Annotated in this window: 10 protein-coding genes and 1 riboswitch; of the genes, 5 read left to right on the top strand and 5 right to left on the bottom strand. The window is 37.7% G+C overall.

Annotation, left to right across the window (positions count from 1 at the left end):
• Window positions 1-69: 69 nt before the first annotated feature.
• The 5 genes from H3V11_RS10985 to H3V11_RS11005 all read right to left on the bottom strand — a co-directional run bounded on the left by H3V11_RS10985 (window position 70) and on the right by H3V11_RS11005 (window position 6,089).
• Complete coding sequence (locus H3V11_RS10985; RefSeq protein WP_198225004.1) at window positions 70-840, bottom strand: ABC transporter ATP-binding protein; 771 nt, start codon at window positions 838-840, stop codon at window positions 70-72.
• A gap of 9 nt (window positions 841-849) precedes the next feature.
• Window positions 850-1,851, bottom strand: a complete 1,002-nt coding sequence (locus H3V11_RS10990) for an iron ABC transporter permease (RefSeq protein ID WP_078475040.1) — start codon at window positions 1,849-1,851, stop codon at window positions 850-852.
• Window positions 1,852-1,853: 2 nt separating this feature from the next.
• Window positions 1,854-2,642 (bottom strand): hemin ABC transporter substrate-binding protein, encoded by a 789-nt coding sequence (locus H3V11_RS10995; protein ID WP_025329843.1) that lies wholly within the window; start codon window positions 2,640-2,642, stop codon window positions 1,854-1,856.
• A gap of 100 nt (window positions 2,643-2,742) precedes the next feature.
• Window positions 2,743-3,783, bottom strand: a complete 1,041-nt coding sequence (locus H3V11_RS11000; protein ID WP_078475041.1) for a ChuX/HutX family heme-like substrate-binding protein — start codon at window positions 3,781-3,783, stop codon at window positions 2,743-2,745.
• A gap of 77 nt (window positions 3,784-3,860) precedes the next feature.
• Window positions 3,861-6,089, bottom strand: coding sequence for a TonB-dependent hemoglobin/transferrin/lactoferrin family receptor (locus H3V11_RS11005; protein WP_198225007.1), 2,229 nt, complete (start codon window positions 6,087-6,089; stop codon window positions 3,861-3,863).
• A gap of 621 nt (window positions 6,090-6,710) precedes the next feature.
• Between H3V11_RS11005 and H3V11_RS11010 the strand changes: the two genes are divergently transcribed.
• The 5 genes from H3V11_RS11010 to tenA all read left to right on the top strand — a co-directional run bounded on the left by H3V11_RS11010 (window position 6,711) and on the right by tenA (window position 13,293).
• Window positions 6,711-7,016 (top strand): hypothetical protein, encoded by a 306-nt coding sequence (locus H3V11_RS11010; RefSeq protein WP_078475043.1) that lies wholly within the window; start codon window positions 6,711-6,713, stop codon window positions 7,014-7,016.
• A gap of 1,257 nt (window positions 7,017-8,273) precedes the next feature.
• Window positions 8,274-9,236: a hypothetical protein gene (locus tag H3V11_RS11015; protein ID WP_198225009.1), complete on the top strand. Its 963-nt coding sequence runs from the start codon at window positions 8,274-8,276 to the stop codon at window positions 9,234-9,236.
• 10 nt (window positions 9,237-9,246) lie between these two features.
• On the top strand, window positions 9,247-9,528 hold the full coding sequence (locus H3V11_RS11020; RefSeq protein WP_084585796.1) for a hypothetical protein: 282 nt from the start codon (window positions 9,247-9,249) through the stop codon (window positions 9,526-9,528).
• A 1,836-nt stretch (window positions 9,529-11,364) separates the two neighbouring features.
• Window positions 11,365-11,907, top strand: a complete 543-nt coding sequence (locus H3V11_RS11025) for a hypothetical protein (RefSeq protein ID WP_038648597.1) — start codon at window positions 11,365-11,367, stop codon at window positions 11,905-11,907.
• Between the two features lie 576 nt (window positions 11,908-12,483).
• A riboswitch (TPP riboswitch) is annotated at window positions 12,484-12,573 on the top strand.
• Between the two features lie 57 nt (window positions 12,574-12,630).
• Entirely contained in the window at window positions 12,631-13,293 is a 663-nt protein-coding gene (gene tenA, locus H3V11_RS11030) for a thiaminase II (RefSeq protein WP_198225011.1), read from the top strand.
• The last annotated feature ends 105 nt before the right edge of the window (window positions 13,294-13,398 follow it).

Here is a 13,398-nt window from a genome sequence, read left to right on the forward strand (position 1 = left end):
TTATTGGTCATTTTATCTCTGATTCAGCATGAACCGTGCTGATACTAACCATGAAGATTCACTGCGATATTATGCGGCAGCCGAATGCAACGCTTGATGGTTCATACGAAAAAACAGTTTACCATCCTCTTCAATACGCCGGATGGGCCATTGATATACTTCACTCAGCAAAGCAGATTGCATAACATCCTGAGGTGTTCCTGAAGCAACTATCTGCCCTTCATTCATTAATACAATAAAATCAGAATGATTTGCTGCCATAGTTAAATCATGGAGTACCATAACAACAGAAAAATCATCGTGATGCTCATGCAGATAATGCATCAGCTGGTGCTGATGACGAATATCCAGATGATTACATGGTTCATCAAGCAGTAGTAATGGCGCATTCTGAAGCAGCGCACGTACCACATTAGCACGCTGCTGTTCACCTCCGGATAAACTGCCTATGCGTTGCTGTGCCAGTGAGCATAAGTCGAAAACATCAAGTAACTGCCGGAGCTTTGCTGCGGGTGCCCGGGCTTTCTTAAACCAACCGCCCTGAGGAGAGCAGCCAAGCTGTACATACTCAACTACCGTAAGCGGCAAATTATATTGTCCGTGCTGCCCCACCCATGCAATCTGCCGGCGCTTTAAACTATTGTCAACCGGTTCTTCAAATAATTTGACACCGGAACCATGCAGACCTAACAGTGCACGCAGTAAAGTTGACTTACCTGCACCATTCGGCCCGATAATACTGATATGCTGATTGGCCGGTAAATCAAGTTGTGGTACCGATAAAATACAACGGCCACGTGGTTGTACATGTACATTGCGAATGGTAAATAAATTTTCCATATCCAGATCCTAGCGACGCAATGGCTGTAAAAACAACCACAGAAAAAATGGTCCGCCAAGTAAAGAAATTACAATACCCACAGGTAAATCAACCGGATAACTCAGCCAGCGCGATACACTGTCTACCAGCAGTAAAAATATTGCCCCCAGCCAGGCAGATAACAGAATAATTTTACGCCGGCTACCACCACGATTACGGGCAACCACATTCGGTACCATCATACCCAGAAAACCAATAATACCGGCCATTGATACTGCTGCTCCGGTTAACAGAGCAGAGCCTATCACTGCCCATATCCGGGTACTCCCGACAGCAACACCCATACTAATGGCTGTTTCTTCTCCCAGCATCAGAATATCCAGTCGCCTGCCCACTGCCACCAGAACACACAACCCCAGCAGCATTACTACCAGCGCATACCATGGCGAAGTAAAACCGGACTCAGCCAGACTGCCTGCCAGCCAGCTAGTTGCACTGCGTAAAACCATATCATCCGACATAAACAGAATCATGCTTACCAATGCACCACAAAAGGCACTGATAACAAAACCCATCACCAGTAGCCCCAATGTTCCTCCGCCTAGTAGACGATGTACCGTCAGAATCAGAACACATACCAGCAAAGCCCCCAGAAACGCAGCCATTGGTACTGTTACTGCACCCCAGCCACCCGCCAGGACGGCAATAACCCCCAGTGCGGCACCACCGGAAGTACCTATCAGGCTCGGATCCGCCAGCGGATTATCAAATAATGCCTGCAATGCAGCACCAGAAGCGGCCAGTGCGGCACCCACTATCAGCGCTACCAGTACTCGCGGCAGCCGGATACCTAGTGTTATCTCATCCATGGATTGCGGCCATTGCCAGCCACCCATACCCAGTCCCAGACAAAACCAGCTCAACAGTAAACTGAATAATATAGCGGCGATAAACCAAACCAGTTTAGGCCAGAACGCACTTTTCACCCTGTTGTTATCAGGCGTACCGGCCGTTTGCTGCACTTGCGTCATAATTATTGTGCCAGTTTATAAAGTTTAGGAATAACCTGCGGAGTGTTCAGACCATAACGAAAAATATCATTTGACGGCATAAAATAGATTTTCTTTTGTTTTGCGGCTGGAGAAGCAGCAATTTCCGGTCGTTTAATCAAGCCCTGCACGCCGCCTGTCAGTTTTTGGTTACGTTCGGCAATCAGAATGATATCCGGTTTCGCGGCTAGCCATGCCTCGCGTGACATCGGTTTCATACCTTCAATAGCAGCGGCTGCATTAATACCACCAGCCCGCCTGATGAGTTCATCCGCAGCAGTACCCCGGCCGGAAACATAACGACCATCATAGCTAATCAGATAGCGCTTACCGGTTTTTGGCATCTGTTTCACCTGACTGAGCCAGCGATCTGCCAATGCATTGGCTTCTTTACTCTTACCAATAAGCTGTCCGATCTGGCGAATACCGGCCGCATAGCCATTAATATCATCCTTTGGCGCAACATTCACCGCTTTAACACCTACCCGGTTCAGATTGGCGTAAATACTGGTTGGCTGAGCCATCCACGAACCCAGAACAAGAGTTGGTTTTCTGGCCGCAATCGGTTCCACACTCAGCCCGTGAAATAAGCCGATACTGGGCACATTCTTTAAAGCCGGATTAGTAGAAGCCCTCTCACGCCCTACTACTTCTTTAGCACTACCCAACTCCACCACAATATCTGCCACATCAGGCGTCAGCGTAACAATACGAGCAGCAAACGCAAATGGAAAAGCAGCGCACATAGCCGCTGCCAACAGTAATTTTTTCATAATCCACCCTTTAATTACTCATATTACAATGGCAGATATCCATATTCCTAGTAATTTATGATTTCACCATAACTACAAAATGCATATCTGCCCCGGCTACTTAGCCTGCTAACAAGCCATCCATCAGCTGATGCCATGATTGCATTTCATCATTACCTTCTTCACGGCGACCAAAAATTTGCACCACAGTTTGACGATTTTTGTCGAAACCTTCTATACAAGTAACATAACCTTCACTGATCGGACGACGTACCACCCAGGTTTCCACAATATCACTATCGCGCAGATGCAAATCAAAGCCTTCTTCCGGTACTTTGGCATCCAGTACATTCAGATAGCCATGTGAGCGCACTACATTGTGTAGTTTACCAGTCTGAATCTGCACTAAGCCACGGTTACCGACAAATACCATAATTTCCAGATTATTCGCCTGAACATACTGCAGAACTTCTTCCCATACACTGCGATCGACTTGCTTAGTACTGCCTGCCGGTGCATGACGGTAAGACTGCTGGCGGTCAATTTTAAAGGTCTCCAGTAAACCGCCAAAATGATGTACATCTTTCAGCTCATTCCAGCGCTCCTGAAAAGCCTGCTCGCGCTCTGGTGACAATGGTTCCGGTATCGTTACATTAATTTCCGGTGCCGGCAGAAATTCCGGTTTGCCACTGGTTGCGAATTCATCAATCAGAGCCTGCCATGCGTCCAGTTTAGTTTCATCACGCATGAAAACTTTTTCAATACTTATGCCGTATTCGTCATAAAACTGAATCGAACGCATGGTTCTTTCACCAATCACCACAGTTGTAGCGATAGCATGATGCCAGTTATGCAGGAAAAAACGTAAATCCAGCCCGCCCACATTCAGCGCCAGTCCTGTACGCGCAGTCAGCGTTACATGTTCATAAACACCAACTTTTTCATGTACTGCGGCATCATTACGCACCACACTCAAAACTTCTCCCAGGGTTTCCAGCTTAAGTACCAGATCGCGAATCCGGCTGCCCAGATAAACAGAGTCCGGAGCATCTGCCATTAATGCGCCTTCACTCACACCCAGATCAGCTGCTGCCTGACGCGGAAAGTACATTCCTCCTTCGACAGTTGCCTTTTTATCCAGATATTGTTGCCATAAACTCATGTCTCGTTCCTTTACAAAGTTATTATTGATAGTGATTTAGCAAATAATTCAGCTAATTATTTTAATTTCAGATTTATTTAAAAGGTGTAGCGCAACCCTACATTAAATGTCCGTCCCGGAGCAGAATAGAAATCAGCATTGTCTCTGGTTAACTTAGTCGCATTGCCGTCGCTTTGCCCGGAAGTGCCCGACTGACTGTTTACATTCGGCATCATGTAAGCAATATCTGCCCAGTTCCAGTATTTCTTATTAAAAACATTATTCACACCAGCACGGAAACTCAGATGCTTAGTTGGTTTCCAATAGCCACCCAAATCAACCAGCGCGTAATTTCTGGACGGATTATAGTAACCTGTTCCTTTTGGAACATTTTGAATGTCGCTATCATCTTTTTTCGCCACATAGGTTAAATCAACATTGGCTCCCCACACTTCCTTATCATAGGCAAGACCAAGTTTCACTTTAACCGGCATCACTGAGTTAAGTGGTCTGTCTACGCCTTCCTGGCGAATCGAGCCACGCGAATAGGCTATTGAACCATTTACTTTCCAGTCTGGCGCGAACTTCCAGCGTGCATATGCTTCACCGCCGTAAATATGTGCCTTACTGAAATTCTGTGCCTGCAATACCAGCGTCTGTTTACTGCCCGGACGGCTCCATACAGCATCAGCCGGTAGCTTCACCACATCAGAAATATTTACATAATCAATAAAGTTTTTATAGTGATTGTCAAATCCGGCTATACCGTATTCAAAAACATCATTTTTACCGCGTAAACCAAGCTCAAAATTATTTGCAGTTTCCGCTTTTAGATTCGGATTACCCCAGGAACTGTAGTTTCCCGGATTCCATGAAGAAGCCAGCTGCTGAGATGATGGCGCATTAAAACCACGGGCATACTGAAAATACGGTACCAGCAATGGAGTAATCTGATACGAAATACCCAGACGAGGTGTTAATGCACTTTGATGTTTTTTGCGCAATTCACCGATTTCACCATTGATTCCGGTTACAAAGCCATTGGAATTAGGCTTCATATTATAGTAAGCAGCCGATAAACCTGGACTGACAACCAAATTGCCCCATTGCAGATCTGCATCTATATACGCACTGGCCTGAATAGTAGTGTTATCGGCATTAGGCTTCGATCTGGCATAATATCCTTGCCAGTCACTAGTTAATTCATGGTGCGCAAAACTCAGACCATAGCGCCATTCCTGACTCAGACTACCTGTATCAAAATGCGATGACCAGTCTGTTGTCAATCCCCATACTTTATCTTTATTGGTAAAGTCAAAAATGCAACGATTATTCCGGTCAGGAACCATACTGGTACAACCTTTGACATAGTCACGCTGGGTACTTGAATCTGTTTTAGTCTGTTGCCAGTAAATCTGAGTTTTACCTGATTGAATCAATCCCTCATCACTGTGATAATCATGTCCCAGTGAAAACCGTGTTTTCTTGTTGTCATCTATACCGCGTACATCAGTATAGGTACTATTTACCTGAGACAATGAATCAGTCCACTGATTCCGGCTCAAATATTCAGCAGTAAAATTCAGGGTATTTTTGTCATTAATATCAAATTCGTGCTTAGTAAGAAAATACCGGCTATTGTGATCAACAGGGTCTGATTTAGTACGCAAAGCCCCTTTGCCGCCAATATTACCCCGGTTATCCACTTCATCACCTTTACGGTAAGTACCCAGTACCATTCCGCGCCAGCGGTCACTTCTCATTGCACCGACACCTGTTACCGCTGTAGATTTATCCACACTGTTATACTGAGTATCAATATAACCACCCTGATCTTTATCCTGCAAAATCTCATCAGGGGTAAGTGTGTGCATAGCAACAACACCGCCCAAACCAAAACCACGGGCATTTTTACTGATATCAACACTACTGAGTGCGGAAACATCCATAAAATTACCACGACCGAAAATCGCATACTGTCCCGTATGCTTCATTTCATTTGCTTCGGGCAACTCAATTCCATCAATGGTCATACCAACCCGGTTACCACTTAAACCACGAATATTGACACTATCATTACCCTGTCGTGTACCCTGAGTATCCAATACCTCTACACCCGGAATATCTTTTAATGCCGTTTTTAAATCCACCGCACCTTGTTTCTTAATAGTATCTGCCTTGACTTTAGTATCTTTGAATACACTTGGCGTAACACGTTTACCCTCAACATGAATTGTTGGCAAATGAGCTTCGCCTTCGGCATAAACTACTGCAGGAAAGCCGATATAAGCTACAGCCAGCGCAATAATCTTGGGTGAGCGGCGCATATTAAGTTAACCCCTTTTGACACAAATTAATATAAAGATGCCGCATTGTAATCAATAATGATTCTTTTATACAAGTGCAAATAGGAATTATTCTTATTAATTTTAAGTCATATTTTTCTAATACTGCTCAGCTGCTTTTTACAGTATTCTTATAAATGACAGTAAGCATAAATATGTTTTAAATCCGGACAGATCGGCCTTGCAAAAATATAATTTTTTATTAATATAAAAACATCACTTCTTCATAATTATTAAAAATTACTCTTGTATAAAATTATACAAACCTTGTTTTAGGTTATTTTATATTCTGAATTTATCTTTCAGAGTAATAAAAAATTTATTTTATCAATTATATTATCAGAATAAAATTTGCTGATTTCTATATAATAAGTTTCTCTCATCACCGCTTACTGTCGGTTTACCACTGCCTAATTCAGATTATTATTTTTTTAACATTCTAAATGTATCAATGAGAACCAGACAAATACAAAATACTTCCTGAAACCATCATCATAATTAAAATCACACATCCGGATTACAAAACCGAGCAGCCTGCTACCAGAACTTAATCAGGCTATATTACAATTATTCCATTATTTATATTGATTATCACAGACAGCCATGCAACTTGACCGTACTCTTCAGTATCAGATCCTTACCGAACTTACCGATTGTTTTCCGAATCCCTCATCGCAGGAATTTTTTGACCAGTTAGTAACACAATATAGCCTTGATCATGTACTGGGCAATCTTATCTATCTGGACGGACACGGATTAATCCGGTTAAAAATCGATCAGGGATTTAATTATAAAGAAATTCTCTGGACACTAACCGAACCAACCGTAAAGGCATTTGATTTTCTGGCAGACGATGGTGGTTTAGCAGCTATTCTGCAAACCGGAACAGAAAAACCGAATAATAAATAGGCAAATACCTGACCTGGTCAGAAAATTTAATAAAAATGAGACATTAAAGTATATAAAATCATTTGTTTTTATGTATTCTAATGGTAGAAATGTATTTAGTTTGGTAAATTACAGACTCTTAATTATTGTTAACTGATTCATATTGCTTTTTTCCGTAAGATTACGAAAGAAAGTAATATAGCAGGTGATTATCTTGCATAAAAGTACAAACCTTCATATCTTTTCGCTCAAAGAGAAAATCTATCTTTTTTTTTCATCATTTTATTACCACTTATTAGCATTCGCCTAAGCATTTACTATTATCCCTCCTCATCACAAATCCAGAGCATCAATCAGGAAATCTTTCAGCTTTCATTACAACAGCAAGAGTTACTACAGCAGCCTGAAAGTTATGAGAATAACTGCAAGCGTCAGCAAATAAAGCAAGAAATTAAAAAGCATAATTTCGCACTTACATATGCCAGACCACTCGCTACAGGCGGCATAGTTAGCGGTATTATGTGTCTTTTTTCCGGAGTAGTTGCTTTATTCCTGATTCAGCATTTGGGTAGAAAAGCAGATAAATCTTTAAAACAATTGCGCATTAATTTTACTCGTGCGTCGCATATGATACAGGCAATTTTGCTGATATTGCCCATCAGTCTTATTCTGTCTTTTTTATTCGTTTTCATAATACTTACTGATGGTACAAGACCGGAGAAGGCAATCATTCCTCTGTTTGTTGTAGCAGGATTATGCTTTTTCTATTTACACAGATATAACAAACAGGATAACACAGGAACAGCCAGAGTAAGCGGTGTGCTGATCACGACTGAAACCAATCCGGAATTATGGAAATTAATTAGGGAAATTGTACAAAAGCTTGGGTTAAACGCTATGCCAAACCATATTGTACTTTGCATAGGAAATGGCTTCAGGGTAAGTAATAAAGCAGTTCGTCTGTATCCGGACAGAATAGTATTAACAGGAAATACTTTATATCTGGACAGTACTTATATTAATTATTTAACCTTAGCAGAATTATCCAGCATAATTGCGCAGAGATTAAGTCATATTGCCAGTAATGATTTAAATGTATCTGCAAATTTTAATCGTCAGATTGATAAGTTAACTGAAACAGCTAATTTTTTATACCAGAATTATTTATCCTATTCTTTATTCGAAAATTATTTATTCTACCCTCCGTATTTGCTAGCCAAATATTTTTATTGTTCGTTCAACAAAGCAATTCATTGGTGGTATCGTTCCACAGAAGCTATGGCGGATTTAAATGTTTTAAAAGTTACCCATAAAGAGCAATTTGCTTTAGCCTTAAGTAAAATGCATCTTTTGCAAACACGAATTAATCAGGCATTGGAAAATTATTACTATAAAACACATATAAACTTTCTGCCTTTAGATTATGTTACACACTATGTAGAACACTCAGAAACACCATCGCTTAGCAAACTTCTAAAAAAATCACCTTCTGTTTATGCCCGGCACCCGACTTTAGCTCAACGACTGTCTTACATTAAATATGGCGAATTAAACCGTTTGAGTGGTTTGCTCATCAACATTAGTCCAACCACGCTTCTGAAAGATTTATTTAGTAAAGAACTAAACATCCTGCAATCAGATTATCAAAATGATATACAGGAAACAGCAGAAACTAAATTAAATTATCTGAAACATATCAGTAGTCAACATCAGGAAACCATTACCTTAAAACAGGGCGGAATAATCAGATCGTTTCTGCGATCCCTGCTGGCTGGTCTGTTTATCTTAATAACATATGCTTGTATTACAACTGATAAAGCACATGATTCAGAGTGGCTGATAACTGTCATTATCCTATCAATGATCAGTGCTTTTTGCTTATTCAGATGCTACAAAATGTATAAAAGCATTGGTTCAGCACTACTTACCATGAAGCCACGCGGATTAATTCTTCCCTGCTTTGATAAAGCTATTCCATGGAAGCAAATAGACTCTTTTGAGATAACTGGCCAAATGTACAAAAAGCTAACTCTTTATCTCAATCCAGCATTCAAACCGGGAGAATTCAAACCATGTAACGCAAAAATAAAATATAACAAACGAAATAATCATATCCAGATAACTGCATATGAAATCAGAGGCAAATTAAAGTTACCGGATTGTGAGTCTTTAATATCAGACTACATAAGAGTTGCTCATGCCCGAATAGAGCTGCAGTTATTTATGCAAAACAAAAAATAATCAGTAGATTATGAGTAAATTCATTATTATTCCTATTATTCTGCTTCTTCAGATGGCCGGCTATATATTTCTGTTTTATGAAAATAAACATGGACATGCTGATTTTCCTATTGAATGGGTCATATTTAACATTTTGGGAATTTTTAACCTGATTGTATTGGTACTGTCTTATTTTCTTTTTTTTAATTCTGAAAATAAAATTTCTTTTTGGTGGATTCCTGTAACAATAGCTGTAATTACTATTATCAAACTGATTATTCAATATATAAGAATGGCTATGGGTGAATTCTAAATTTATTAGCACAAAACGAGACAGGGAAAAGAGAAAAATTTATTTTTTGCAATAATAGAAAGAAAAGGAGGTAATATAACCGATATAAAATCTTATATTAATTATTTAACTTTAACAGCATAATCGCACATAAATTAAATCACATTGCCAGAAATCATTTAAATGCATCAGTAAGTTTTAATCATCAAATTGATAAGTCAACTGAAACAATTGATTTATTTAAAAATTATTTATTTTATCGAATATATCTGCCATCTAAATATTTTTTATCATTCATTTAACTGGACAATTTATCAATGGAATCGTTCCAAAGAGTTTTTGGCAGATTTAGATGCTTTAAAAATGATTCCTAAATAGCACTTTACCTTAGACGTATCTTTTGCAGGAGCCAATTATTCAGGCATTGGAAAATTATTATTACAAAACAGATATAAATTATCTGACTTAGATTATGTTACATATTATGCAGGAAAGTCAGAAACACTGTCACTTAGCAAACTACTTAAATAATCACCTTCTGTTTACAACTGATACCCGAATTTAGCTCAACGGCTGTCTGGTATTAAATATTACCAGCCTAAATCATTGAATATTTTACTCATTAGCATTACTCCAATCAGGCTTTCGGAAGATCCTTTTAATAAGGAATTAATCATTCTGTAATCGAATTACCAAAACGATGTACAGGAATTAGTAGAAATTAATTTAGATTATCAAAAAAGCATCATTAATGATCATCAGGAACCCATTATCCTAAAACCGGGCGGAATTATCAGATTATTTATGCGATCCCTGCTGGCTGGTCTGTTTATCTTAATAACATATGCTTGTATTACAACTGATAAAGCACATGATTCAGAGTGGCTGATAGGTGTCATTATCCTCTCAATGATCAGTGCTTTTTGCTTATTCAGATGCTACAAAATGTATAAAAGCATTGGTTCAGCACTACTTACCATGAAGCCACGCGGATTAATTCTTCCCTGCTTTGATAAAGCCATTGTATGGGAGCAAATAAACTCTTTTGAGATAACTGGCAAAATGTACAAAAAGCTAAATCTTTATCTCAATCCAACATTCAAACCGGGAGAATTCAAACCATGTTACGCAAAAATATAATATGACAAAAAATAATCATATCCAGATATCTGCATACAAAATCAGAGGCAAAATAAAGTTACCGGATTGTGAGCCTTTAATATCAGACTATATAAGAGTTGTTCATGCCCGAATAGAGCTTCAGTTATTTGTACAAAACAAAAAATAATCAGTAGATAAATTACGACTGATGATAATCAATAAAATTTTTACCGATATTTAAGTAATTTCTTTATGAATAAATTTTAAAATTAACGAATTTTAGTATATTAAATATGTTTAAAGTCCTGCATTCTTTACTTTATCAGAGTTTTTAATTTGTATATCAGTGTATGTATATGCAACAATCAATTTCTGTTCTGGGAAATAATTTGAATAATAGTACAACCCAAACGACTCAATACAAGCCCATCAAAGAGCCAGTTTAGTTCAATTGTATTTGTATTATATTATTGTTAAAATAAATTAACTTAAATTATCTTTTGATATTTAATCAAAAAAATATTAAAATTTAAATGGTTATAAGGCAACAATCTTAAAGACAAAAGCATATTTATATATATATTTATTTTAAGAGAGGATCTATTTTTAGTTCAACAACTATCTTAATATCAGTACAGGAACAATATAGCTTATGCAGTTAACCTATCAATATCAGTGAAACAGCTTTCTCTAAGCAATTTATTTAATAATGAATTAGCACATCTACATCAAATTGATACACGGAAAGTAATAAAAATGAACCAGCGTGAACCAAACCATCATGTGAATTATGATCATAATCAAGAAACCATTACCATAATACAAGGCGGATATATTCGATTATTTTTTCGCGCATTAATAGCAATTTTTTTCATTATTATGACATATTTGATAATAAGATTTGGTCATAAAATGGATTATGGAAGTAAAATATCTTCGGTTCTGATAAGTATTTATTTTTCATCTAGATGTTACAAATTGTATAAATGTATAGGTTCTGCACTACTTACCATGACGCCGCAAGGATTAGTTCTTCCTTGTTTTGATGAAGTTATTCCCTGGGAACAAATAACCTCATATCAGATAATTAAAAACATGCATATCAAGCTAAAAATTTGTCTTAATCCTGCATTTAAATTAGGGCAACCTAAATTTTGCGGCGCAGAAATAGACTATTATTGTAATAAAAAAGAAAATCGTATTGAGATAACTGCATATGAAATCAAAGGAAAAATACAGTTATCCGACTGTATTCAACTGATATCAAAATATAAAACACTTTCCGAAGCGAAAGTTTGAATACTTAAATCTACACTTAATAAATAGTTTATACATCAACTAAAGCAGATAACAATCAGAAAAATTTCACAGGATATCTAAATAAATTTTCTTATGAATAAATATTTAGATATAAAATTTTTCACTACTATTGTAGTTAAATTTCAATTCTCTATCAGTAAACTGCATGCTATACAGCTAACATGCAGCTTACTAGCTACATTTTCTGATTACAGGATTTTAAAAAATTTAATTATGCAATGATTATAAAAGCAAAGTATAAGATGTAATCTTACCAAAACATTTATCATTGATAATTAAATGCAGTCTCTACCATTCGCCCACTACAATAACGGCAGGTAAACTTTCCGCTCAAGAAGCAACATATTTTTTATCAGTTTTAATCCTATTTCAGACATAAATTTGAATAATAATATAAAAATTTGATCTCTGAATAATGCCCAATATTCTATCTAGAGAATATTTATTCAATATATATTTATTGAAAACAACTGTATACTATAGTTGTCAGTACATCTTATAGCTAGTTCAATATTTTTTCTGCTAGTTGTCTGACTTTCTTTTAACCTTTACCGGTTAATTTATCCGGGGTGCCGCTGGCTGAGATTACACCCGTAGAACCTGATGCGGTTAGTACCGCCGAAGGGAGTATAAAACACACTTTTTTCGAATAATAAGTCTGTTTTGTTACTCTTTAATATATTATTTATTAAAGGAGCTTTTATGCCTTCATTTCAATCACTCACAGAAGCCTGTCAGGATGAATGGAACCGCTATATTCAGCATGATTTTATCCGCCAGCTGGGTAAAGGAATATTAGATAAATCGTGTTTTCAGCATTATTTAAAACAGGATTATCTTTTTTTAATTCAGTTTGCGCGTGCATGGGGACTTGCGGTTTATAAAAGCCATGATGTATTTGAAATACGCAAGGCATTAGCAGGTCTCAAGGCTATTATGGATACTGAGCTGGAATTACATATACAGTATTGTAAGGAATGGGGCATAAGTGAACAGGAACTTAGTTCTCTGCCCGAAGCCAAAGCAAATATTGCATATTCACGCTATATACTCGATGCCGGACAACAGGGGGAATTACTGGATTTACATGTTGCACTGGCACCATGCTTAATCGGATATGGAATTATTGCCTGTTGGCTTAAAGATCAGCCATGGTATCAAACAATTAATAACCCTTATCAAAGCTGGGTAGAAATGTACGCAAATGATGAATTTCAGATTGCTATGCAGGAAGAAATTGACTGGATTAATCAGCGTTTAGCCGATATTGATTCACAGCGCTTTCAGCAACTGACCAAAATTTTTACTAAAGCGACGCAATTAGAAGCTGATTTCTGGCAAATGGGGCTGGATAAAAGCTACTAAATATTTTATATACATGATTTTCCCGTCAGGATAACTGATGGGAAAGTTTAATAATATTCATACAGAATATTATTTCTATTAAAATAAATTTAAATTTTAAAACAA

The organism is Snodgrassella sp. W8158 (genome assembly GCF_016100435.1).
In the GTDB taxonomy this organism is placed as follows: domain Bacteria; phylum Pseudomonadota; class Gammaproteobacteria; order Burkholderiales; family Neisseriaceae; genus Snodgrassella; species Snodgrassella alvi.